Below are 23,984 nucleotides of genomic sequence, written 5' to 3'. Positions count from 1 at the left end.
GCGGTGGTGTCGGAGTGCATGAAGAGGTGTCCGTCCTCCTCGACCACCGCGTCGAGCCGGGACATCCACTAATGGACGCCACCCGGCACACCGGTGGGGCCATTCGGCGGTAGCGCCCGCGACGTGCGACGATGTGCGGCATGTCGCAGCAGTCCCCCATTCGGAGCACCGCTTCCCCGCCCGCGCGTCCCGATGCGTCGATGTCGCTGCTGAACAATGTGATGGACCACAGCCTCGACGACGGATACGCGGAGGCGTCGGCCCGCAGGGACGCCGAGGAGGGCGGACTGCCCCGCACACTGCGCGCGAAGCTCGGACTCGCGGCGGGTCTTGTCCTGGCGGCCCTGGTGGTCACCGTCGGCGCGGCCCAGGCGCGGATCTCCGCGCCGGTCGTGGCGAAGGAGCGCGAGGAACTCATCGACCGTATCGACGCGGAGTCCTCCACCGCGGACACACTGGAGAGCACGGTCGAGAAGCTCCGCGGCGAGGTCGGCGAGCGCCAGCGCGCGGCCCTGCGGTCCCAGGGCGGTGACCGCGGCGAGCTGGTCGCCCTGCTCGCCGGTGCGACGGCGGTGCGCGGGCCGGGTGTGAAGCTGGTGGTCGACGACGCCGAGGACACCGAATCGGGTGGCGGCGGACCACGGGAGAGCAGCGGCTTCTCCGACACGGGCCGGGTGCGGGACCGGGACATGCAGCGGGTCGTCAATGGCCTCTGGGAGTCGGGCGCGGAAGCGATCGCCATCAACGACCAGCGGCTGACGTCACTGTCCGCGATCCGGGCGGCGGGCGACGCCATACTGGTCGACAACAGGCCGCTGGTGCCGCCGTACACGCTGCTCGCGGTAGGGGACGGGAAAAAGCTGAGCACCACATTCCAGGACAGTGCCGATGGCCAGTACCTGCACTCGCTGCGGGAGAACTTCGACATCCGCACCAGCATCTCCGACCAGGAAGAGGTGCGTCTGCCTGCCGCGCCGAGCCTGATAGTACGTACAGCAGAGCCGATGACCTCCGACGCCGGGAAGGGCAACGGGCAGGGCACGGCTGACACCGGGAAGGGCACATCGTGATCGCCGTACTGGGCCTCGTCGTGGGAGTCGTGGTCGGACTGTTGGTCCGGCCCGAGGTACCGGCGGTGGTCGAGCCCTATCTCCCGATCGCCGTCGTGGCCGCCCTCGACGCGGTCTTCGGTGGCCTGCGGGCCATGCTCGACGGCATCTTCGTGGACAAGGTGTTCGTCGTCTCCTTCCTGTCCAATGTCGTGGTGGCCGCGCTCATCGTCTTTCTGGGCGACAAGCTCGGGGTGGGCGCCCAGTTGTCCACCGGCGTGGTCGTTGTCTTCGGTATCCGGATCTTCTCCAACGCTGCCGCGATCCGCCGGCACGTGTTCCGGGCGTGAGGCGTATGAGCAGCACAGAGACCCCCAGGGACGAGGACCGTGCGGATACGCCGCAAGCCGGGCCGGAACAGCTCACGGGCCGCCAGCGGTTGATCGCGGGGCTGTGGCCGCCGCGGGTGACCCGGGCTCAACTCGTCGTCGCCGTCCTGCTGTTCGTACTCGGACTCGGACTCGCCATTCAGGTCAGGTCGAACAACGACGACAGCGCGCTGCGTGGCGCCCGCCAGGAGGACCTGGTGCGGATCCTCGACGAACTCGACGACCGCACCCAGCGGCTGGAGGACGAGAAGCAGCGCCTGGACGCCCAGCGCACCGAGCTGGAGACCAGCTCGGACCAGGCCGAGGAGGCCCGCAGGCAGACGCTGGAGAAGGAGCAGCAGCTCGGTGTCCTGGCCGGCACCGTGGCCGTACAGGGGCCCGGTATCACCCTGACCGTCAGCGATCCGAGCGGCACGGTCGAGCCGGACATGCTGCTGGACGCGATTCAGGAGCTGCGGGCTGCGGGCGCCGAGGCGATCCAGGTCGATGGCGTACGGGTGATCGCGGATACTTACTTCTCGGGAACGGGAGGTGACGTCCAGGTGGACGGCAAGGCGGTCGCCGCACCGTACAGTTTCAAGGTCATCGGCAAGCCGCAGGATCTTGAACCGGCTCTCAACATTCCCGGCGGCGTGGTGCAGACGCTGGAGAAGGAGCAGGCCACCGCCACGGTGACGCGGGCTGAGAAGATCACCGTGGATGCCTTGCGACCGGCGCAGCGGCCTGACTACGCTCGGTCGTCATCGCAGTGAGACGACAGAGCATGGCAGTTGCGGGACGCGGGCATGAGGTTGCGGGGGGTCGGCGCACGAACAGCGTGGTGTGTGGTGGAAACTGTCCGGTGGATACGGACGTTGTCAAGATGTCCGGGTCGGCAGGTGTGTTCATTCAGGGTTCGTCCTGCCCCACGGGCGGGTCTGTTTCGGTCAAGGGGAATCGCCCGTGAAGTTGTTTGCGAAGTTGTTCGGCAGGAGCGCACGCGAGGAGGGCGGCTCCGCCCGTCATCGTGCCTCGCGGCATGGCCAGAACGAGGAGCCGAGCGGCGAGCGTCCGCTCTTCCGCGATCAGGTGGCTGGTCAGAGCGGTGGAGCTCCGGAGGGCAGGGGCGCGTCGTCTGTTGACCCTGCCGGTCCCGGCCGCATAGGTTTTGGGGAGACATCAGCCTCAAGTACGGGTGGAGGGTTTTCCTCGGATCCGTACGCATCCGATGCCCCCAGGGGGCAGTCGCGGCAGGAGGACCCCACCATGGCGGGCTTGCCGGTGTGTACGAGGTGTGGGCACCGCAACGCGGAGGCCAGTCGGTTCTGCTCCAACTGTGGGGCACCGCTGCGGCCCGGGGTGCCCCCGGAGCGTGCGTCGGAGACGACCTCGACGATCTCCATCTCCGGTCTTGAGGCGTACGACTCCGAGGTGACCGGCCAGACGGCGCTTCCGTCGCTGTCGCCGGAGGCACAGGCGGCCGTCGACGCGCTGCCGATGGGTTCCGCGCTCCTGGTGGTGCGCCGCGGTCCGAATTCGGGCAGCCGCTTCCTGCTGGACAGCGAGCTGACCACGGCCGGCCGTCATCCGCAGAGCGACATCTTCCTGGACGACGTGACCGTGTCCCGCCGCCATGTGGAGTTCCGCAGGGGCGCGGACGGTCACTTCACCGTCTCGGACGTGGGCAGCCTCAACGGCACCTACGTCAACCGTGAGCGGATCGATTCGGTCCCTCTGTCGAACGGCGACGAGGTCCAGATCGGAAAGTACCGGCTGGTCTTCTACGGGAGCCAGCGGGGCGTGTGACCCCTCAGGGAAGGTCCATGCTGCGAACACCGTCGGGCGGTGCCGGTCACGGCACCGCCCCCGCGGGTGGCCCGCTGGTGAGCATCGGCGCGGTGCTGTCCCACCTGCGGGAGGAGTTTCCCGAGGTCACCATCTCCAAGATCCGGTTTCTGGAGGCGGAGGGCCTGGTCGAGCCGTGCAGGACGCCGTCCGGCTATCGCAAGTTCAGCCCCGGGGACGTCGAGCGGCTGGCGCAGGTGCTGCGGATGCAGCGTGATCACTATCTCCCGCTGAAGGTCATCAGGGAGCAGTTCGAGGCCCTCGGCCGCGGCGAGGGCCCGCCGCCGCCCGGTGCCCAGCGGGAGCGTGCGGACGGCACCTGGGACACGGGGAGCGAGGTCCCCACCGCGGCACGGGTCGGCCGGGAGGAGCTGCTGGCCGCCGCCGAGGTCGGCGAGAGCCGGCTCGACGAGTGGGAGTCGTACGGCCTCATCGTCCCGTTGCCGGACGGCGGGTATGACGCGGAGTCCGTCACCGTCGCCAAGCTGGTCGCGGATCTGGGGAAATTCGGACTGGAGCCGAGGCATCTCAGGATCATGAAGGCGGCCGCCGAGCGTGAGGCCGGGCTGGTCGAACAGGTGGTGGCGCCGCTGCGCCGGCACCGTAATCCGCAGACCAGGGCCCATGCGGAGGCGACCACGAAGGAGCTGGCCGCGCTCTCCGTACGGCTGCACGCGGCACTGGTGCGGACGGCTCTCGGGGTCCGGCAGCACTGACGCCGGGGAGTCCGACTACCCAAACCGGCCGGGCACGTCCTAGGGTTACTGTGTGAACGAGCTCGACGTTGTGGGTGTCCGGGTGGAAATGCCCTCCAATCAACCGATCGTGCTCCTGCGTGAAGTGGGAGGCGACCGCTACCTCCCCATCTGGATCGGACCGGGGGAGGCCACCGCCATTGCCTTCGCCCAGCAGGGCATGGCCCCGGCGCGGCCATTGACCCATGACCTCTTCAAGGACGTCCTTGAGGCGGTGGGCCAGGAGCTCACCGAGGTCCGGATCACGGACCTGCGTGAAGGGGTCTTCTACGCGGAGCTGGTCTTCGCCAGTGGGGTCGAGGTGAGCGCCAGGCCGTCCGACGCCATAGCGCTCGCCCTGCGCACGGGCACGCCGATCTATGGCAGTGACGGGGTTCTGGACGATGCGGGCATCGCCATCCCGGACGAGCAGGAGGACGAGGTGGAGAAGTTCCGCGAGTTCCTCGACCAGATCTCTCCGGAGGACTTCGGGACCAATAGTCAGTGAGCGGCCGGTGAGCGCTGGACCGGGTTTCGCCAGCGCATTCGAGCAGCCTTTCCCCGAAATGGGACACGGGAAACCACACTCAGGGTGATTATCACTCGGCGTGGCGAGTGTGGCGATCGTTGACGCGCCCCTGGTGACTGCCTACCTTCGACAGGGCAGTTCAAGGACGGAGGGTCGGCGTGAGAAGCAGCGGCGACGGTACGGCGGCAGGCGGGCCGTATCCGCTTCACGGCAGTGCGGCCGACCCCGGTGTCGAGACCGTGGGATACCGGGGCCCGACCGCCTGTGCGGCGGCGGGCATCACATACCGCCAGTTGGACTACTGGGCCCGTACGGGGCTGGTGGAGCCGAGTGTGCGTCCGGCATACGGATCGGGCACCCAGCGGCTCTACAGTTTCCGCGATGTGGTCGTACTCAAGATCGTGAAGCGGTTCCTGGACACCGGGGTCGCTCTGCAGAACATCCGGGCGGCGGTCCAGCATCTTCGGGCCGGCGGTTTCCGGGACCTTGAGCGGGTGACGCTCATGAGTGACGGCGCGACGGTCTACGAGTGCTCCTCACCGGACGAGGTCGTGAGCCTGCTCCAGGGCGGCCAGGGGGTCTTCGGCATCGCGGTGGGTGTGGTGTGGCGGGATGTGCAGGCGGCGCTGTCCCAGCTCCATGGGGAGAGGATCGACACCGGCGAGACGCTCGTCGGCAACAATCCGGCGGACGAACTGGCCCGGCGGCGCCGCGACCGCGCGGTCTGAGCTCCTCCCGGCGCTGCGGGGCCGCCGTGCCCGCGACCGATTGTCAGTGGCGTGAGGCAGCATCGGTGGGGTGAGATCCGCGCCGACCATCCTGCATCTGGACATGGATGCCTTCTTCGCAGCGGCGGAGCAGGCGGCGAAGCCGAGTCTGCGCGGAAAGCCGGTGGTGGTCGGTGGCCTGGGCCCCCGCGGGGTGGTGTCGACCGCGTCGTACGAGGCGAGACGGTTCGGGGTGCACTCGGCGATGCCGATGGCGCAGGCGAGACGCCTCGCGCCGAACGCCGCTTATCTGGTGCCGCGTTTCAGCGTCTACCGCGCCATCAGCGAGCAGGTGATGGAGCTGCTGGCCAGGCTCTCCCCGCTGGTGGAGCCGCTCAGCCTGGACGAGGCCTTCGTGGATCTGGAGGCAGGCGGTTCTGCCGACGACACGGCCTCGGCGCGGGCGGCGGGGGAGCGGCTGCGCCGGGACATCAGAGCGGTGACGGGGCTCACCGGCTCGGTGGGGCTGGCGGGCTCCAAGATGCTGGCGAAGATCGGCTCGGAGCAGGCGAAGCCCGACGGGCTGGTCCTCATCGAACCGGGCACGGAGCGCGAGTTGCTCGGGCCCATGCCCGTGAGGACGCTGCCCGGCGTGGGGCCGGCGACCGGTGAACATCTGAGACGGGCGGGGATGACCACGGTCGCCGAGCTGGCCGAAGCCGGTGAGGACGAACTCGTACGGCTGCTGGGGAGGGCGCACGGAGCTTCGCTGTACCGGATGGCGCGCGGATACGACGACCGGCCCGTGGTCTCCGAGCGCGACGCCAAGTCGGTGTCGGTCGAGGACACCTTCGATGTCGATCTGCATGACCGGGTGCGGGTGCGGACGGAGGTCGACCGGCTCGCCGACCGCTGTGTGGAGCGGCTGCGGGCGGCCGGACGCTCGGGCAGGACCGTCGTCCTCAAGGTGCGGCGGTACGACTTCTCGACGCTGACCCGTTCGGAGACGCTCCGCGGGCCCACGGACGATCCTGGAGTGGTGCGGGAGGCCGCGGGGCGGCTGCTGGAGGCGGTGGACACCACGGGCGGGGTGCGGCTGCTGGGCGTGGGCGTGACCGGCCTCGCGGACTTCACACAGGAGGATCTCTTCGCCCAGGCGGCGGCCCATGAGGCGGCCGCTCATGAGGCGGCCGCTCGTCAGGCGGCCGGCGACGGCGTGCCCGAACACGACCGGGCGCCGGAGCCGGAGAGCGGCCCGGAGCCCGCCCCTGAGGCCGCGACCGGGGCCGTGGTGGTGGCCGGGACGCCCGCCGAGCGGCGCTTCCCGGCCGGACACGATGTGCGGCACAACGTGTTCGGGGCGGGCTGGGTGCAGGGCAGCGGGCTGCGAAGGGTCACCGTCCGGTTCGAGGAGCCGGGGTCGGCGCCGGGGCGGGTGCGGACGTTCTGGGTCGACGACCCCGATCTGGAGCTGTCGGAGCCGCTGCCGCTGGTGCCCGCGCCGCCGGATCAGTCGTCCTGGCCGGCCAGCCGTCCGAAGTCGCGTTCCCCGTCGTGGTCGGACCGGGACGCGGGCCGCTCCGGCGGCTCGGGTTCGGGAAGGGCCAGTCCGTAGTGGTGGTAAAGCTGGAGCTCCTGCTCGGGGGAGAGGTGGCGGCCGACGCCGAAGTCCGGGGCGTCCTTGATGAGGGCGCGTTCGAAGGGGACGTGGAGCGCGTCGTCGGCGAGAGTGCTGGGGGCGAGGGGGACGAAGGCGTCGCGGCTGAAGAGGCCGGTGCGGACGGCCGCCCATTCAGGGGCTCCGGTGGCGTCGTCCAGGTACACCTCGTCCACCGTCCCGAGCTTGTGGCCGTCACGGTCGAACGCCTTGCGGCCGATCAGGCTGCGCGGATCGATGTCGGTCTCCACGGTCCCTCCAACTGGTCGCAACTGAACGTAAATAATACAAAAGTGCAGATTGGTGGCATCGGCCACTCGAAAACAGTGCCCCGGAGCACGCTGGTAGGCTGGCTGGCGGCTGCTGACCCCGTGCGGGAGAGTCTTCCGGTGAGATCATCGGAGGACGCCGAAGGAGCAAATCCTCCCCGGAATCTCTCAGGCCCCTGTACCGCACGGACGAGGTCACTCTGGAAAGCAGGGCGGGCGTCGGACAACATCCGCTCTCACCGACGGTGAAAGCCGGGCCGCCTCCGGGCGGGCCGGTGAAGCTCTCAGGTCGAGATGACAGAGGGGGAGGCCGTCCGGGCACCCGCACCGCCGCCGGTGCCCTCGCAGGTCGTGTCAGACCAGGAGGCCTCCGCATGACCCCCAACCGCATTCCGCTCTCACAGCTCGAACGGGGCACCCCCTTCGAGCAGCGCCACATCGGGCCCGACGCCGCGGCGCAGGCGAAGATGCTCGCGCAGGTCGGCTACGGCTCGCTCGACGAGCTGACCGCCGCCGCGGTGCCCGACGTGATCAAGAGCGCGGAGGCGCTGAGGCTTCCCGCCGCCCGTACCGAGGTGGAGGTCGAGGCCGAGCTGCGCACGCTCGGCGACCGCAACCAGGTGCTCGTGCCGATGATCGGTCTCGGTTACTACGGCACCTTCACTCCGCCGGTGATCCTCCGCAATGTCATGGAGAACCCAGCCTGGTACACCGCGTACACGCCGTACCAGCCGGAGATCTCCCAGGGCCGGCTGGAGGCGCTGCTCAACTTCCAGACGGTCGTGGCGGACCTGACCGGTCTGCCGACCTCGGGCGCCTCCCTCCTGGACGAGGGCACCGCCGCGGCGGAGGCGATGGCGCTGGCCCGCCGGGTCGGCAAGGTCAAGGACGGCGTCTTCCTGGTCGACGCCGACGCCCTGCCGCAGACCATCGCCGTGATCAGGACCCGCGCCGAGCCGACCGGCGTCGAGGTGGTCGTCGCGGACCTGAGCGAGGGCATCCCCGCCGAGACGGCCGAACGCGGAGTCTTCGGCGTGCTGATCCAGTATCCGGGCGCGTCGGGGGCGGTGCGGGACATCAGGCCCGTCATCGAGCAGGCCCACGAGATCGGCGCCATTGTCACCGTCGCCGCCGACCTGCTCGCGCTGACCCTCCTCACCTCGCCCGGTGAGCTGGGCGCGGACATCGCGGTCGGCACCTCACAGCGCTTCGGCGTGCCGATGGGCTTCGGCGGACCGCACGCCGGGTTCATGGCCGTCCGTGAGAAGTTCGCGCGCAGCCTGCCGGGCCGGCTTGTCGGAGTCTCCGTGGACGCCGACGGCAACAAGGCGTACCGGCTGGCGCTGCAGACCCGTGAACAGCACATCCGCCGTGAGAAGGCCACCAGCAACATCTGCACCGCTCAGGTGCTGCTCGCCGTGATGGCGGGCATGTACGCCGTCTACCACGGCCCCGACGGGCTGCGGAGCATCGCGCGGCGCACCCATCGCTATGCGACGCTGCTCGCCGAGGGGCTGCGCGCCGGCGGCGCCGAGGTCGTGCACGACACGTACTTCGACACGCTGACCGTCCGGGTGCCGGGCCGGGCCGCCGATGTGGTCGCCGCCGCCCGCGAGAACGGCATCAACCTCCACCGGGTGGACGCCGACCATGTCTCCGTCGCCTGCGACGAGACCACCGGACGCGTTCAGCTCACCACCGTGTGGCACACCTTCGGGATCGAGGGTGACATCGAGGCGCTGGACGCGGTCACGGACGATTCCCTGCCCAAGGGCTTCCTGCGTACCGACGAGTACCTGACGCATCCCGTCTTCCACCAGCACCGTTCCGAGACCGCGATGCTGCGCTACCTGCGCCGGCTCGCCGACCGCGACTACGCGCTGGACCGCGGCATGATCCCGCTGGGCTCCTGCACCATGAAGCTGAACGCGACCACCGAGATGGAGCCGGTCACCTGGCCCGAGTTCGGCGCGCTGCACCCGTTCGCCCCGGCCGAGCAGGCACAGGGCTATTTGACGCTCATCAGGGAGCTGGAGGAGCGGCTGGCCGAGGTCACCGGCTATGACGCGGTCTCCCTCCAGCCCAACGCCGGTTCGCAGGGCGAGCTGGCCGGTCTGCTGGCCGTACGGGCGTACCACCGGGCCAACGGCGACACGGATCGTACCGTCTGTCTCATCCCGTCCTCCGCGCACGGCACGAACGCCGCGAGCGCGGTCATGGCCGGGATGAAGGTCGTCGTGGTGAAGACGCGTGAGGACGGCGACGTCGATGTCGAGGACCTGCACGCCAAGATCGAGCAGTACGGGGACGAACTCGCCGTGCTGATGGTCACCTACCCGTCCACCCACGGTGTGTTCGAGGAGCACATCAGTGACATCTGCGCGGCGGTGCACGACGCGGGCGGCCAGGTGTACGTGGACGGCGCCAACCTCAACGCGCTGGTCGGGCTGGCCAAGCCCGGCAAGTTCGGCTCGGACGTGTCCCATCTGAATCTGCACAAGACGTTCTGCATCCCGCACGGCGGCGGTGGCCCGGGTGTGGGTCCCGTCGGCGTCCGGGCCCACCTGGCCCCGTATCTGCCCAACCACCCGCTCCAGCCCGCGGCGGGCCCCGAGACGGGCGTCGGACCGGTCTCGGCGGCTCCCTGGGGCTCGGCCGGGATCCTGCCGATCGCGTGGGCGTACGTACGCCTGATGGGTGGCGAGGGTCTCAAGCGCGCGACGCAGGTCGCCGTGCTCGCGGCCAACTACATCGCCAAGCGCCTCGAACCGCACTACCCGGTGCTGTACACCGGTCCCAACGGACTCGTGGCCCATGAGTGCATCGTGGACCTGCGGCCGCTGTCCAAGGCCACCGGCGTCAGCGTCGACGACATCGCCAAGAGGCTGATCGACTACGGCTTCCACGCGCCGACGATGTCGTTCCCGGTCGCGGGCACGCTGATGATCGAGCCCACCGAGAGCGAGGATCTGCACGAGATCGATCGTTTTTGCGCGGCGATGATCGCGATTCGCGCGGAGATCGAGCGGGTGGCGTCGGGCGAGTGGCCCGCGGACGACAACCCGCTGCGCAACGCCCCGCACACGGCCGCCGCGCTGGGCGGGGAGTGGGAGCACGCGTACACCCGCGCCGAGGCGGCCTTCCCGGCCGGTGTCTCGGCCGCCGACAAGTACTGGCCGCCGGTCCGCCGGATCGACGGTGCGTTCGGCGACCGCAATCTGGTCTGCTCCTGCCCGCCGCTGGACGCGTACGACCACTGAGCAGGGACGCCTCGGCAGGGGCGTCGGAAGGGCTGCCCTGCGGGGCGGCCGCATGTCGGGGCCGGTGCGCGGGATCGTCCGCGGGCCGGCCCCAGCCGGAAGGACGGCGGCGGGGCCGCCGGACGGCATCAGGCCGCCGTCACCACCTGCTCGGTCCGCAGCGGCCGGTGCGGAGCGATGATCTGTCCGTCCGGCAGCAGTTCACCCGTGTCCTCGAAGACCAGGACGCCATTGCACAGCAGACTCCAGCCCTGCTCGGGGTGGTGTGCCGTCAGTCGGGCGGCGTCGCGGTCGGCGGAGTCGGCTGAAGGACAGGCTGGCTGGTGCTGGCACATGGGTGAGTTCTTTCGCTGTGTCGTGGCGAGTGTCCTGCGGCTCGGTGTGGTCATGGCCGCCCCCCGTATCTGTTTGGTCCAGTCCTAGTGTTGCCCTAGAGACGGTAATCCGCAGGTATTTCGCGGCAGCGCTTCCCTATGCTCAATGACGTGTCACCCGGCCGGACGGTTCGGCTCAACTTCACTGTCTTTTCGGGTGGTTCGGGGGGGCCGGTCCGGGCTAGTCCGGATGGGCAGTCCTGTGCCCCGCGGCCTGGGGCGGATGCCAGAGGTCGCGGGGCACAGGACTGCCGCCCCCATGAGGCCGGCCGGCCGAAGGCGATTCAGGCGGGGGTGCGCAGGAGCGGCGCCGGGGTGAGCCGCAGCCCGATCACCGGCAGCAGCTCGGCGACGCGATGCGGGCGGTGCGCCGCGATGCCCGGCGGGGCGGGGGCCAGGGGCACCAGGACGTCGGAGGCCGTGGGCGAACCGGTGGAGGCGTCCGCCTCCGTGTCCGTGTGCAGCCAGAGCGTGAGCATGTACAGCTCGGGCACCGAGAGCAGCCGGGGCTGATAGGCGGTGCCCAGGCTCTCCGCCTGGCGTACGGCGCGTTCGGTGGCGGTGACGTAGGGGCCCTCGAAGAAGCGCGAGAAGGCCCAGCCGTCCGGGGTGAGCATGGTGTCGGCTGCGGCCACGGCGTGGTCGCCGGCGCGGATCAGGAAACGCCAGCCGACCAGTCTGGTCCGCGGGACGCGGCCCTCCGGCGTGGCCGTCCGGCCGGCCGGGGTGACCTGGTCGAGTACATGGACGGGAAGCGGGAGCTCGGGGCTCAGCGGTCCCTGGACGGACTGCAGAGCGGGCGTGTGGGCGTCGCGGACGGCCGTGGGGGAACCGAGTGCCGCGAGAACGCTGCGCAGGGCGGGCGCGGGGGCCGGGGAGACATGCAGCGGCATGGTGGGTTGCCTCTCACTCAGGAGACAGGGTGACGCGTGAGGTGGAGCATGGGCGTGTGCGGACGTCGCTGTCGGCATATGCGGGGTCGGAGGTAGGCGTCAGGGCTGTGCGGCCGGACGCGGGCTCTCTGCCTTGTACCGCAGTTTATACGACACGTGTTCACATCATGTTTCTTCTAGCGTTCATGGATATTGCGGGCAAGTCACTATCAGGTCCTTCTCCCGCGAAATTTCCGTCGATAAACAGTGAACGCAGGCGCCTGGCCTGCGTCGATTCGTCCGACGGGGTCGGCCGAAACTCGTTGGCTTTTTCAACGACGGTCATATGCCCGTAACGGAACATCGCCGCGTCATGCCAAAGGAATGTGCCGCACGACCGCTGCCGGCACTCTACCGGGCGTCAGACGTCCGTGGGACGTTACGGATCACTCTGTGTGGGCATTATCGATCGTGACGCGAGCGGCCAAGGCCGCGGGTTGCCCACTCGAGGAGGGACACTTCGATGGGGGAGAAGGTCGGGACGAGCGGTTCAGCCCTGTCCGATCGGCGGAAGTACCGCAGGAAGCTGCAGCAGTGCCTGGCGGTGCTGGAGCGACTCCTGGCGGAGGAGAGGTTCGACCGGCCCAAAAACCTGATGGGTCTGGAGATCGAGCTGAATCTGGCGGGCTCCGACGGCATGCCCCGCATGATGAATACGGAGGTTCTGAAGCGCATCGCGAGCGGTGATTTCCAGACCGAACTCGGAATGTTCAACCTGGAAGTCAATGTCGCCCCGCACCGGTTGGACGGCCGTGTTCTCGATCAGCTTGCCGAGGAACTGCGCACCGGCCTCGGATATGCCCACCGCAAAGCGAGCGAGGTGGACGCGGGGATCGTGATGATCGGAATTCTCCCGACGCTCGGCCAGCATGATGTGGTCTCCGCGAATCTCTCGGACGTCGACCGCTACAAGCTCCTCAACGAGCAGATGGTCGCGGCCAGGGGCGAGGATTTCACCCTGGACATCGAGGGCGTCGAACGGCTGACGTCCGCGTCGGCGTCGATCACTCCGGAAGCCGCCTGCACCTCCGTGCAACTGCATCTCCAGGTCACCCCCGACCGCTTCGCGGATGTCTGGAACGCCGCTCAGGCCATGGCGTCCGTGCAGGTGGCACTGGGTGCCAACGCGCCGTTCCTGTTCGGCCGGGAGCTGTGGCGGGAGTCCAGGCCGCCGCTTTTCGAACAGGCCACCGACACCCGCCCACCGGAGCTGAAAGCACAGGGCGTGCGCCCGCGGACCTGGTTCGGTGAGCGCTGGATCGACTCCGCCTATGACCTGTTCGAGGAGAATCTGCGGTATTTCCCTCCGCTGCTGCCGATCTGCGACGACCAGGATCCGATGCGTGTCCTGGACGAAGGCGGCATGCCGGGCCTCCAGGAACTGGTCCTGCACAACGGCACGGTGTACCGCTGGAACCGGCCCGTCTACGAGGTCGCCGACGGCGTACCGCATCTGCGCGTGGAGAACCGTGTGCTGCCGGCCGGTCCCACGGTCACCGATGTGATCGCCAACGCCGCCTTCTACTACGGTCTGGTGCGGGCGCTCGCCGAGGACACCAGGCCGGTGTGGCACAGGCTGTCGTTCGAGGATGCCGCGGAGAACTTCGATGTCGCCTGCCGTCACGGCATCGACGCAGAGCTGCGGTGGCCCCGCCCCGGCCGGGCCGCCGGCACCACCACCGTGCCGGTCGTGAAGCTCGTACGCGACGAACTGCTGCCGCTCGCCGCGGCCGGGCTCGACGCGTGGAACATCGCGCCCGCCGACCGCGACTTCTATCTCCAGGTGATCGAGGAGCGCTGCAAACGCCGGGTGAACGGAGCATCGTGGCAGGTCGAGACCTTCCACCGGGCGCTGGAGGCGGGGCTGGGACGGGACGCGGCGCTCGCGGCCACCACTCGCCGCTACAGCGAGCTGATGCACCAGGGGGAGCCGGTGCACACCTGGCCGGTGGGGCTTCCGCCGGCGTCCGCCGGGGGCGCGGCCTGAGAAGCGCCGCACGGGCCCGGGGCTGACCCGTCCGTGCGGCGCCGCGGCTGTCGTGGCCGCCCGCGCCCCGTCCTCCCGAGCCGGCCCGTCCCCACCGCCATGCGTGGCGAACGGGCCCTGCCCGCGCCCGTCACATACTCGTCGGGCAAGCTGTGACGTCATGTCGCACGCGAACTGGAGGCGGGTGTGCAGGAGGAGGCGGGACGCGAGGCCGGTGCTTTTTCCCGGGAGACGATCTCACGGGGGACTCTCCGGTCCGAGACGGTCCTTGTGCTGGCGCTCTCGCTCGGCGCGAGCGGCGTATCGGCGCTGATCAGCTTTGTGGGTTCGCTGACCAGGCCGGAGGCGCTGCGCGACCAGGCGGCCACACTCAACGCGTCGGCCGCCCCCGGGCGGCCCTGGCTCGATCTGGCCTGGCAGCTCTTCGGGATCAGCACCGCGCTGGTGCCGGTCGCGCTGGTCGCGCACCTGCTGCTGAGGGAGGGCAGCGGACTGGCCGCCATCGGCTTCGACCGGCGGCGGCCGGGGCCCGATCTGGGCCGCGGCACGCTGGTGGCGGCCGGTATCGGCAGCGCCGGACTCGCGTTCTATCTGGTGGCGCAGGCGGTCGGATTCAATCTGACGGTGGTGCCGGAATCGCTGCCGGACGTGTGGTGGAAGTTCCCGGTGCTGATTCTCTCGGCGGTGCAGAACTCCGTACTGGAGGAGGTCATCGTCGTCGGGTATCTGCTGCGCAGACTCGGGCAGCTCGGCTGGACGCCCATGGCGGCCCTGGCGGCGAGTTCGGTGCTGCGGGGCTCCTACCACCTGTACCAGGGCATCGGCGGCTTCCTCGGCAATATGGTGATGGGCGTCGTGTTCGTGCTGCTGTACCGGCGCTGGGGGCGGGTCGGCCCCCTGGTGGCCGCTCACGCGCTGCTCGACATCGGCGCGTTCGTCGGGTACGCCCTGCTGGCGGGGAAGGTCGGCTGGCTGCCCACGCCGTAGAGCCCGCCGGTACGTCCCGGGTCATGGCGCGCTGAGCAGCTCGCCGTCGATGACGGTGACCGCGTGGCCGGTGAGCAGGGTCCGTTCGCCGCGCAGCGAGGTGCGTACCAGTCCGGTGCGCGCGGACGCCTGGAGGCCGGTCAGCTCGGTACGGCCCAGCTTCGCGGACCAGAACGGGGCCAGGGCCGTGTGGGCGCTGCCGGTCACCGGGTCCTCGTCGATGCCGACACCCGGGAAGAAGCCCCGTGAGACGAAGTCGTAGTGGCGGCCCGGCTCCTCGGCGGCGGCGGTGACGATGATGCCCCGCCGGGCAAGCGCGACGAGCGAGGCGGAATCGGGGGCGAGGCTCCGTACCGTCCGCTCGTCGGCCAGCTCGACCAGCAGATCACCGATGTGCTCCGCGGTGTCGTGCACCGAGACCGGCTCGGCGCCGAGCGCGGCGGCCATCCCGCCCGGGACCTCCACGGGGGTCAGCGTGGAGGTCGGGAAGTCGAGAGTGAGGGTGCCGTCCGCGTGCGCGGTGGCGCCGAGGATCCCGCACCGGGCGGCGAAGCGTACGGGGCCGGAGGCCAGTCCGGTGGAGCGCAGCACATGCGCGGTGGCCAGCGTGGCATGGCCGCACATGTCCACCTCGACGGCAGGGGTGAACCAGCGCAGCGCCCAGTCGGCGTCGCCGCCGGGCGGCAGGGGGTGGGCGAAGGCGGTCTCCGAGAGATTCACCTCCGCCGCCACCCGCTGGAGCCAGGTGTCGTCGGGGAAGGCGCCGGAGTCCAGAAGGAGCACTCCGGCCGGGTTTCCGGCGAAGGGACGGTCGGTGAAGGCGTCGACGATTCGAATCCGCATGGACCGAGATTAAGGGCCGTCCCGTCGTCCCCGGCGGGCGTGCGACGACAGTCACGGCACCTCGCCGCGTGGTCAAAACACCCCCATCCACCCCGGGTGGGGACGCCCGTTCGCCGTGGCGCCGGTCCACCAGGATCATGCCACGTCCCAATGAAGCCGCTCATGGGGTGGAGCGTCGGCCTGTATCCTCTTTCGCATGCCAGCTGCCCCTATCTCACAGGCGGGCCGTGTCGTACCTCCCGCTCAGCGCGGACTCTTGACCGAGCGCATCGCGCGTCAGCTGGAGCACGACATCCGGTCCGGAGAGATCGCCGTCGGGGCCAAGCTGCCGTCCGAGCGTGAGCTCGCCGTCCAGTTCCACGCCAGCCGGAATGTGGTGCGTGAGGTGCTGCGGCGGCTGGAGGCCCAGCATCTGATCCAGGTCGCGCCCGGCCGGGGATCGTTCGTATGTGAACAGACGTCTCAGCAGGCGCGCAGTTATGACGCGCTGTACCGCGCGGGGCGGCCCACGGTCCGGCAGCTCATAGAGGCGCGTATCCCGCTTGAGGTGGAGACCGTCAGGCTGGCGACGGAGCGGGCGAGCGCGGAGGACCTCGCAGCGATTCGCGCGGCCAGGGACGCTCTGGAAACGGCGACGGATGTTGTCGTGAAGGCGCAGGCGGATGTCGATTTCCATGATGCGATTGCGGCGGCGAGCGGCAATCCCGTGCTGCGGATCATGCTGTCGTCGATCAGCGGCATGATGTTCGAGATGATGCTCCGCTCGAACTCCGATCCGTCGATCAGTGAGCCGGGCGGTGCGAAGCATCCCGAGATCTTCGAGGCGATCGCGGCGCGCGATGTCGAGCTGGCGTGCGAGCGTATGCGTGCGCATCTCGTGCTCGGTCTGCGTACCTACGGCGCGGACCTTGATCTCAACCTGAATGTGATGGCGTTGCAGCACATCGAGACGCTGCTCGGCGAGTCCGGCGGCCGGGGCCGGAGCGCGTCGCGGCGGTAGCGGCGTCCGCCCGGAGGACGTGATGCGCGCAGGAGGTCCGACGCCGGCCTCAACGCATCCGTACCGAACCGGAGTTGGCCGATCGCCCGCGGTGTGCGCGCGGCGATGCCGGGGCCGTGCCGAGCCGCGGTGCCCGGGCCGCTCGTGCCGCCTGCTCCCGTGGTGCGTCCCTCTGTCCCGCCCTGGCTCTTTCCGCGCCTGCCCGTTCGTGTAGCCCGTTATTGGGCAGCAGAGGCTGGTCAGGGTGCGATGTCTGCTGTTACGGTCCATCTGGTCCTACCAGTTGGACCAGATAATCGGGACGCACCAGATCAGAAGGACGAGGACAACGATGTCCACGAGCAGCCAGTTCGTCAGCCGGCGCTCTTTCGCCAAGCTGGCCGTCGGCGTCGCCGCCGCCGCGGGCACGGGGTCGCTCGGCGCCTGCTCGGCCCGTGGCGGCACCGCCTCCCCGGACGCACCGCTCAGGATCATGGCGATCAACCACGTCTGGTCGCTGGCGGTCAAACGCCGCCTGGGTGAGTTCGAGGACCGGATCGGACGCAAGGTCTCCATGGCCCTGCTCACCGCGGACCAGCTCGCCAGCAGCTACAACGTCAAACTCAACGCGTCCGCCACCGACGTGGACATCATGATGGTCCGGGCGCTCCAGGAGCAGTTGGTCTTCTCCCACAACGGCTGGCTCACCGATCTCACCGACCGGGTACGGGGTGACCGGGCGTACGGCTGGTCCGACTTCCAGGAGGCCCCGCGCGAGGCGTCGATCACCGCGGGCAAGGTCCTGAGCGTGCCGGTGGTGACCGAACGCCCGGCGCTCTACTACCGCAAGGACCTGGTCGAGGACCTCGGCGGTCCGCCTCGCACCCTCGACGATCTGATGGAGATGTCGCTGGGTCTCACGGACCGCGGCAAGGGCTTCTACGGCTATGTCGGGCGGGGGCAGCGCAATGGCGCCGTCAGCCAGTGGTCGAGCTTCCTGTACTCCTTCGGCGGTGACTTCGTCGTCGACGGGAAGTCCGCCATCGCCTCGCCGGAGGCGCTGACCGCGTACAAGTTCTACGGCAAGCTGCTCAAGCAGGCGGGCCCGCCCGGTGCCACCAATATGAGCCTCGAACAGTCCCTGCCGGTCTTCGCCCAGGGCAAGGCGGCGTTCTTCATCGACGCCGACGCCGTCTACAGCAACTTCCTCGACCCGAAGATCTCGACGCTCGGCAAGAGGGTGGGCTTCGCCCCGTTCCCGGCAGGGCCGGCCGGGGCCCGGCCGCACAACATCCCGTCCTGGAGCCTGGGGATCAACCGGTTCTCCCTGCTGCGTGACGACGCCTGGGAGTTCATCCGGTGGGCGTCCAGCCCGGAGATGGCGGCCGAACTCCAGGCGTCCGGCATCCCGGGCGCCCGCCAGTCGGCTTGGTCGGACCCGAGGACTCTCGCCTCGTTCCCGCCCGAACTGGCGGAGGCCATGCGGCTCAACGCGGAACGCGGTATCGGCCATGACAGGCCCTCGGTCCTCCAGGTCGGCCGGGCCCGCGACATCATCGGCCGTCCGCTGGTGGCCGGGATCCTCGGCAACCCGGTGGAGCCGACAGCCCGCGACGCCGACGCGGAGTTCGCCGATTTCCTTGTCCGCGACAACCGCCACCGGGAGTCCTGATGTCCACTACCGAGGTCTCCACGACGGCGCCCGGCCGCACGGCCGGAGCGGGCCGCGAGACAGGCCCCCGCACCCGGGCTCCCCGCACGTTCGAACAGGCCAACCGGCGGCTGAAGTGGGCGATGCTCGCACCGGCGCTGATCTTCGTGGGCCTGATGATCATCTTTCCGCTGGTCTTCACGCTCAACCTCAGCTTCACCGACGCCTTCGGCGCGGTCAACGCCGAGAAGGGCTACGTCGGTCTGCGGAACTTCACCGACGCGCTGGGCGACGCGCGCCGCTTCTGGCCCGCCGCCCGGCGCACGCTGATCTTCACCGTCGGCGCCGTGGTGCTGGAGACCCTGTTCGGTCTCGCCCTGGCGATGCTCATGCGCAAGCCGTTCCGCGCCATGCGCTGGGTACGTACGGTCCTCATCATCCCGCTCCTCACCACACCGGTCGCGATCGGCATCCTGTGGCTGCTGATCCTCGATCCCACCAACGGCATCGCCAACCATCTGCTCAGCTCCGCCGGGCTGCCGCCACAGGAATTCCTCGGCTCGGTGAGCCAGTCGCTGCCGACCTTGATGCTCATTGACGTCTGGCAGTGGACACCGATGATGACCCTGCTGCTGCTCGCCGGTCTGACCACTCTCCCGGAGGAGCCCGAAGAGGCGTCGCGGGTCGACGGAGCCACCGCGTGGCAGCGCTTCCGGTATGTGATCCTGCCGATGCTCGGCCCCACCCTGGCCACCGCGCTGGTGCTGCGTTCCGTCGACGCGCTCAAGACCTTTGACATTCTCTACGCCACCAAGGGCCCCGGCGGAGGCTCGGACTTCGAGGCGGAGACCCTCAACGTCTACTCCTACGGCCTCACCTTCGACTACCAGGAATACGGGCTCGCCTCCGCCGTCCTGGTCCTGTTCACGCTCTTCATCATCGGCGTCGTGCTGCTGCTCCGCCGCCGGGCCGGAAGGAAGTCCGCATGAGCGTCACCGTCTCCGCCTCCCCCCGGAAGACGACCGGTCCCCGCGCGACGCCGCCCGGCGGTGCCCACCGGCGCCGGAACCGGGCCTGGCTGAGGGGCACGGCCATCACGGTGGTGGCACTCGTCTTCGCGCTGCCGATCATCTGGATGTTCGCCGCCGCGTTCAAGACGAACGTCCAGGTCACCGATCCGAGCGTCGGCCTGTGGTTCTCACCCACCCTGGACAATTTCCGCAGCGTCCTCGAAGCCGGCCAGATCCTGCGGTCGATGACCAACTCCCTGATCGTCGGCTTCCTGTCCACCCTGCTCTCCGCGATCATCGCCGTACCGGCCGCCTGGGCGGTGGGACGGTTCCGCATGCACCGCGCCGGTTCGCTCATCCTCGTGGCGCGCATCATCCCCGGCATCTCGCTGCTCGTCCCCTGGTATTACGTGTTCGCGCAGGCCGGCCTGGTCGGCTCCTACACCGTGCTCGTCCTCAGCCATATGTTCGTCTCGGTCCCGCTGATCCTATGGATCATGATCAGCTTCTTTGAGGGACTGCCCGTGGAACTGGAGGAGGCCGCACGTACGGACGGACTGTCGGCGTTCGGCGCGTTCTGGCGGATCACGCTGCCCCTGGCGGCACCCGGCACCGCCACCGCGTCCCTGCTGGCGTTCGTCTTCAGCTGGAACAACTTCATGTTCGCGCTGATCTTCGCGGACGAACACACTCAGACCGTGCCCGTGACCCTGTTCAACTTCATCTCCTACGCGAGCACCGACTGGGGCGGCCTGATGGCCGCCGCCACCCTCATCACACTGCCGGTCCTGCTCGCCGCGATCCTCGGCCAGAAGTACCTCGTGGCCGGACTCACCTCGGGCGCCACCAAGGGCTGACCTCGCCGGGGCCGCTGTCCGCGCCCTGTCCCCTCGTCTGTTTCTCCCGTCGTCACCATGTCAGCAGCGCAAGCTGAGGAAGAGCGTATTCATGAAGATCGTCGACGCGAAGGTCGTCGTCACCAGCCCGGGCCGCAACTTCGTCACCCTCAAGATCACAACGGACGAAGGCATCTCCGGCCTCGGCGACGCCACGCTCAACGGACGGGAACTCTCCGTCGCCAGCTACCTCCGGGACCATGTGGCGCCGCTGCTCATCGGCATCGATCCGCACCGCATCGAGGACACCTGGCAGTCCCTGTACCGGGGCGCCTACTGGCGGCGCGGCCCCGTGACGATGGCCGCGATCGCCGCCGTCGACGTCGCTCTGTGGGACATCAAGGCGAAGGCGGCCGGCCTGCCGCTCTACCAACTCCTCGGCGGTGCCAGCCGGGAGCGCGTCGGGACATACGGACACGCCAGCGGGCAGGACATCCCCGAGCTGTTCGACTCCATCCGCGCCCGGCTGGCCGAGGGCTACCCGTCCATCCGGATCCAGACGGGCATCCCGGGCCTGAAGGCCGTCTACGGTGTCCACACCGCCGACCACGCGGTGGACGGCGCCCCGATCCCTCACCAGGGGGCCCGGCCGCTGGTGGAGGACTGGGACACATCAGCCTATCTGCGGCACATGCCGACGGTTTTCGAGGCGGTCCGCAATGAGTTCGGCCCCGAGCTGCCCCTGCTGCACGACGCGCATCACCGGCTGACGCCGATCCAGGCGGCGCAGCTCGGCAAGGACCTTGAGCCCTACCGTCTTTTCTGGCTGGAGGACTGCACCCCCGCCGAGGACCAGAACGCCCTGCGTCTGGTCCGCGGTCACACGACCACGCCGCTCGCGATCGGTGAGGTCTTCAACTCTCTGTACGACTATCAGACGCTCGTGAGCGAGAAGCTGATCGACTATGTGCGCTCGGCGGTGACCCACTTCGGCGGTGTCTCGCCGCTCAGGAAGCTCTTCGACTTCGCCGCACAGCACCAGATCAAGAGCGGCATCCACGGCCCGGAGGACATCTCGCCGGTCGGTATGGCCGCCGCCGTCCATCTCGACCTGGCCATCCACAACTTCGGCATCCAGGAGTACTCGGGGTACACGGCGCTGACCGAAGAGGTGTTCCCGCACGCGTACACCTTCACCAGTGGATATCTGCACCCCGGCGAAGCCCCCGGCATCGGTGTGGAGCTCAATGAGGACCTCGCCGCGGCGCACGAGTACAAGGCCGCTTATCTGCCGGTCAACCGTCTCCAGGACGGCACCGTCCACGACTGGTGAGTGAGGAACACCGGGCCCCGGTTTCTGGATCCGGGGCCCGGAGGACGGCAGTGCGCCCGGCGGCCGGGCTCCGGCGGCCCCCGAAAGGCCCCCGGTCAGGCGCCGACGTAGGCCGCGAGGTGCTCGCCGGTGAGGGTGGAGCGGGCGGCGACGAGATCGGCGGGTGTGCCCTCGAAGACGATCCGGCCGCCGTCGTGGCCGGCGCCGGGGCCCAGGTCGATGATCCAGTCGGCATGCGCCATGACCGCCTGGTGGTGCTCGACGACGATGACCGACTTGCCGGAGTCGACGAGCCGGTCGAGCAGTCCGAGCAACTGCTCGACGTCGGCGAGGTGGAGGCCGGCGGTCGGCTCGTCAAGGACGTACACACCGCCCTTCTCGGCCATATGTGTGGCCAGCTTGAGCCGCTGCCGCTCGCCGCCGGACAGTGTCGTGAGCGGCTGGCCGAGGCTGAGGTAACCGAGCCCGATGTCGGCGAGCCGCTTCAGGACGGCGTGCGCGGCCGGGGTGCGCGCCGCACCGGCGCCGAAGAACTCCTCCGCCTCGGTCACCGACATCGCGAGCACCTCGCTGATGTCACGGCCGCCGAGGTGGTAGTCCAGTACCGATGTCTCGAACCGCTTGCCCTCGCACTCCTCGCAGGTGGTGGCGACGCCGGCCATCATCGCCAGATCGGTGTGGATGACGCCGGCGCCGTTGCAGTTCGGGCAGGCCCCCTCGGAATTGGCGCTGAACAGCGCCGGTTTCACGCCATTGGCCTTCGCGAACGCCTTGCGGATCGGGTCGAGCAGTCCCGTGTACGTCGCCGGGTTGCTCCGCCGCGAGCCTCGAATCGCGCCCTGGTCGATCGACACAACCCCGTCCCGCCCGGACACCGAGCCATGGATCAGCGAGCTCTTGCCGGAGCCGGCGACGCCGGTGACGACGGTCAGCACGCCGAGCGGGATGTCGACGTCGACATCGCGGAGGTTGTGCGCCGCCGCACCGCGGACCTCCAGCTCCCCCGTGGGCGTCCGCACCTTCTCCTTGAGAGCGGCCCGGTCGTCGAAATGGCGTCCGGTGAGCGTGCCGCCGGCGCGCAGCCCCTCGACGGTGCCCTCGAAGCAGACGGTCCCGCCCGCCGCCCCGGCGGCGGGGCCGAGGTCGACCACATGGTCGGCGATCGCGATCGTCTCCGGCTTGTGCTCCACGACGAGCACCGTGTTGCCCTTGTCCCGCAGCCGCAGCAGCAGGTTGTTCATCCGCTGGATGTCGTGGGGGTGGAGCCCCGTGGTGGGCTCGTCGAAGACGTAGGTGGTGTCGGTCAGCGAGGAGCCGAGGTGGCGGATCATCTTGACGCGCTGCGCCTCACCGCCGGACAGCGTGCCCGACGACCGGTCGAGTGAGAGATAGCCCAGCCCGATCTCCACGAATGAGTCGAGGGTCCCCCGCAGTGTGGTGAGCAGCGGCGCCACCGACGGCTCGTCGAGGCCGCCGACCCATGCGGCGAGGTCGCTGATCTGCATCGCGCAGGCGTCGGCGATGTTGACCCCGCCGATCCGCGACGACCGGGCCGCCTCGCTGAGCCGGGTGCCACCGCACTCGGGGCAGGCGGTGAAGGTGACCGCCCGGTCCACGAACGCCCGGATGTGCGGTTGCATCGCTTCCCGGTCCTTGGCGAGGAACGACTTCTGGACCTTCGGGATCAGCCCCTCGTAGGTGAGGTTGATGCCGTTGACCTTCACCTTGGTCGGCTCGCGGTGGAGGAGGTCGTGCAGCTCGGTCTCGGTGTAGTCGCGGATCGGCTTCTCCGGGTCGAGGAAGCCCGACTCGGTGAAGATGCGTACGGTCCAGTGACCGTCCGACTTGTAACCGGGGACGGTGATCGCGCCTTCGGCGAGCGACTTCGAGTCGTCGAAGAGCTGGCTGAGGTCGATCTCGGAGGCCGTGCCCCGGCCCTCGCAGCGCGGACACATACCGCCGGTGCGGGTGAAGGTCTGTCGCACGGTCTTGCCGGCACCGCGTTCGACCGTGATCGCGCCGCTCGCCCGGACCGAGGCGACATTGAAGGAGAACGCGTTGGGCGAGCCGATGTGCGGCTGCCCGAGCCGGCTGAAGAGGATGCGCAGCATCGCGCCGGCGTCGGTGGCGGTGCCGACGGTGGAGCGGGCGTCGGCACCCATCCGCTGCTGGTCGACGATAATCGCCGTGGTCAGCCCTTCGAGTACGTCGACCTCGGGGCGCGCCAGCGCCGGCATGAAGCCCTGGACGAAGGCGCTGTACGTCTCGTTGATCAGCCGCTGCGACTCCGCGGCGATCGTGCCGAACACCAGTGAGCTCTTGCCCGAGCCGGAGACACCCGTGAACACCGTCAGCCGGCGCTTCGGGATCTCGATGCTGACGTCCTTGAGGTTGTTCACGCGCGCGCCGTGCACGCGGATCAGGTCGTGGCTGTCGGCGGTGTGCGGCGCGGGAGACTGCGTGTCCGATCTCATGGCCATGCTGGTCGTGTCCCCATCTGTTGGGCGGGACCGCGTTCGCGGTCTCCGTCGGCGTCGTCGGCCTCGATCCGACCAGCCTCGCACAGCGCGTCCGGGGCTCCTTCGCCTTGCCCCGCCACACCCGGCCGTATGTGCTGTTCCGGGGTGGTGGGGC

At 69.4% G+C, this 23,984-nt stretch carries 21 protein-coding genes and 1 riboswitch; of the genes, 16 read left to right on the top strand and 5 right to left on the bottom strand.

Going from position 1 to position 23,984, the window contains the following annotated elements:
- Positions 1–140: 140 nt before the first annotated feature.
- The 8 genes from ABZ707_RS29645 to ABZ707_RS29610 all read left to right on the top strand — a co-directional run bounded on the left by ABZ707_RS29645 (position 141) and on the right by ABZ707_RS29610 (position 6,847).
- A complete protein-coding gene (locus ABZ707_RS29645) occupies positions 141–1,070 on the top strand; it encodes a DUF881 domain-containing protein (RefSeq protein ID WP_360180748.1) in 930 nt (309 codons plus the stop codon).
- A complete protein-coding gene (locus tag ABZ707_RS29640) occupies positions 1,067–1,399 on the top strand; it encodes a small basic family protein (RefSeq protein WP_023543062.1) in 333 nt (110 codons plus the stop codon). The genes ABZ707_RS29645 and ABZ707_RS29640 overlap by 4 nt, the downstream gene beginning before the upstream one ends.
- A gap of 5 nt (positions 1,400–1,404) precedes the next feature.
- Positions 1,405–2,190: a DUF881 domain-containing protein gene (locus ABZ707_RS29635; RefSeq protein ID WP_360180746.1), complete on the top strand. Its 786-nt coding sequence runs from the start codon at positions 1,405–1,407 to the stop codon at positions 2,188–2,190.
- 70 nt (positions 2,191–2,260) lie between these two features.
- Positions 2,261–3,223 carry an FHA domain-containing protein gene (locus ABZ707_RS29630; RefSeq protein ID WP_360180744.1) on the top strand — a complete coding sequence of 321 codons (963 nt, stop codon included), beginning with the start codon at positions 2,261–2,263 and terminating at the stop codon, positions 3,221–3,223.
- 17 nt (positions 3,224–3,240) lie between these two features.
- Positions 3,241–3,978, top strand: coding sequence for a MerR family transcriptional regulator (locus tag ABZ707_RS29625; RefSeq protein WP_360180742.1), 738 nt, complete (start codon positions 3,241–3,243; stop codon positions 3,976–3,978).
- A gap of 52 nt (positions 3,979–4,030) precedes the next feature.
- Positions 4,031–4,504 (top strand): bifunctional nuclease family protein, encoded by a 474-nt coding sequence (locus ABZ707_RS29620; RefSeq protein ID WP_006123076.1) that lies wholly within the window; start codon positions 4,031–4,033, stop codon positions 4,502–4,504.
- A 260-nt stretch (positions 4,505–4,764) separates the two neighbouring features.
- Positions 4,765–5,253 (top strand): MerR family transcriptional regulator, encoded by a 489-nt coding sequence (locus ABZ707_RS29615; RefSeq protein WP_360180758.1) that lies wholly within the window; start codon positions 4,765–4,767, stop codon positions 5,251–5,253.
- Between the two features lie 70 nt (positions 5,254–5,323).
- Positions 5,324–6,847 carry a DNA polymerase IV gene (locus ABZ707_RS29610; RefSeq protein ID WP_360180740.1) on the top strand — a complete coding sequence of 508 codons (1,524 nt, stop codon included), beginning with the start codon at positions 5,324–5,326 and terminating at the stop codon, positions 6,845–6,847.
- On the opposite strand, the gene ABZ707_RS29605 is transcribed toward ABZ707_RS29610, so the two are convergent.
- Positions 6,742–7,140 carry a PRC-barrel domain-containing protein gene (locus tag ABZ707_RS29605; RefSeq protein ID WP_360180738.1) on the bottom strand — a complete coding sequence of 133 codons (399 nt, stop codon included), beginning with the start codon at positions 7,138–7,140 and terminating at the stop codon, positions 6,742–6,744. The two genes, ABZ707_RS29610 and ABZ707_RS29605, sit on opposite strands and share 106 nt — an antisense overlap.
- Positions 7,141–7,253: 113 nt before the next feature.
- Positions 7,254–7,352, top strand: a riboswitch (glycine riboswitch).
- Positions 7,353–7,532: 180 nt separating this feature from the next.
- On the opposite strand from ABZ707_RS29605, the gene gcvP reads away from it, so the two are divergent.
- A complete protein-coding gene (gene gcvP / locus ABZ707_RS29600) occupies positions 7,533–10,418 on the top strand; it encodes an aminomethyl-transferring glycine dehydrogenase (RefSeq protein ID WP_360180736.1) in 2,886 nt (961 codons plus the stop codon).
- Between the two features lie 128 nt (positions 10,419–10,546).
- Here gcvP and ABZ707_RS29595 read toward each other — a convergent pair whose 3' ends face one another.
- Positions 10,547–10,753 (bottom strand): DUF5999 family protein, encoded by a 207-nt coding sequence (locus ABZ707_RS29595; RefSeq protein WP_360180756.1) that lies wholly within the window; start codon positions 10,751–10,753, stop codon positions 10,547–10,549.
- A 323-nt stretch (positions 10,754–11,076) separates the two neighbouring features.
- Positions 11,077–11,685, bottom strand: a complete 609-nt coding sequence (locus ABZ707_RS29590) for a hypothetical protein (protein ID WP_360180734.1) — start codon at positions 11,683–11,685, stop codon at positions 11,077–11,079.
- A 502-nt stretch (positions 11,686–12,187) separates the two neighbouring features.
- Between ABZ707_RS29590 and ABZ707_RS29585 the strand changes: the two genes are divergently transcribed.
- Positions 12,188–13,711: a glutamate--cysteine ligase gene (locus ABZ707_RS29585; protein ID WP_360180732.1), complete on the top strand. Its 1,524-nt coding sequence runs from the start codon at positions 12,188–12,190 to the stop codon at positions 13,709–13,711.
- Between the two features lie 186 nt (positions 13,712–13,897).
- Positions 13,898–14,698: a CPBP family intramembrane glutamic endopeptidase gene (locus ABZ707_RS29580; protein WP_360180730.1), complete on the top strand. Its 801-nt coding sequence runs from the start codon at positions 13,898–13,900 to the stop codon at positions 14,696–14,698.
- A 21-nt stretch (positions 14,699–14,719) separates the two neighbouring features.
- Here ABZ707_RS29580 and ABZ707_RS29575 read toward each other — a convergent pair whose 3' ends face one another.
- Positions 14,720–15,541 (bottom strand): PhzF family phenazine biosynthesis protein, encoded by an 822-nt coding sequence (locus tag ABZ707_RS29575; RefSeq protein ID WP_360180728.1) that lies wholly within the window; start codon positions 15,539–15,541, stop codon positions 14,720–14,722.
- Positions 15,542–15,737: 196 nt separating this feature from the next.
- Between ABZ707_RS29575 and ABZ707_RS29570 the strand changes: the two genes are divergently transcribed.
- The 5 genes from ABZ707_RS29570 (at position 15,738) to manD (ending at position 21,350) form a co-directional block, all read left to right on the top strand.
- The gene (locus ABZ707_RS29570) at positions 15,738–16,541 is read left to right on the top strand and encodes a FadR/GntR family transcriptional regulator (protein ID WP_360180726.1); all 804 of its coding nucleotides are present in this window, start codon (positions 15,738–15,740) and stop codon (positions 16,539–16,541) included.
- 331 nt (positions 16,542–16,872) lie between these two features.
- Positions 16,873–18,192 (top strand): sugar ABC transporter substrate-binding protein, encoded by a 1,320-nt coding sequence (locus ABZ707_RS29565; RefSeq protein WP_360180724.1) that lies wholly within the window; start codon positions 16,873–16,875, stop codon positions 18,190–18,192.
- Positions 18,192–19,160 carry a sugar ABC transporter permease gene (locus tag ABZ707_RS29560; RefSeq protein WP_360180722.1) on the top strand — a complete coding sequence of 323 codons (969 nt, stop codon included), beginning with the start codon at positions 18,192–18,194 and terminating at the stop codon, positions 19,158–19,160. The genes ABZ707_RS29565 and ABZ707_RS29560 overlap by 1 nt, the downstream gene beginning before the upstream one ends.
- Positions 19,157–20,038 carry a carbohydrate ABC transporter permease gene (locus tag ABZ707_RS29555; protein ID WP_360180721.1) on the top strand — a complete coding sequence of 294 codons (882 nt, stop codon included), beginning with the start codon at positions 19,157–19,159 and terminating at the stop codon, positions 20,036–20,038. Before ABZ707_RS29560 ends, ABZ707_RS29555 begins: the two co-directional genes overlap by 4 nt.
- A gap of 91 nt (positions 20,039–20,129) precedes the next feature.
- Positions 20,130–21,350 carry a D-mannonate dehydratase ManD gene (manD, locus tag ABZ707_RS29550; RefSeq protein WP_360180719.1) on the top strand — a complete coding sequence of 407 codons (1,221 nt, stop codon included), beginning with the start codon at positions 20,130–20,132 and terminating at the stop codon, positions 21,348–21,350.
- A gap of 95 nt (positions 21,351–21,445) precedes the next feature.
- Here the strand turns inward: manD and ABZ707_RS29545 are convergent, their stop codons facing one another.
- Entirely contained in the window at positions 21,446–23,830 is a 2,385-nt protein-coding gene (locus ABZ707_RS29545; protein WP_360180717.1) for an excinuclease ABC subunit UvrA, read from the bottom strand.
- Between the last annotated feature and the right edge of the window lie 154 nt (positions 23,831–23,984).

Origin of the sequence: Streptomyces sp. NPDC006923 (assembly GCF_040635655.1) — a bacterium.
Classification (GTDB): domain Bacteria; phylum Actinomycetota; class Actinomycetes; order Streptomycetales; family Streptomycetaceae; genus Streptomyces.
Note: the sequence above shows the minus strand (reverse complement) of the source record. Positions and strands in the feature narration are given on the sequence as shown.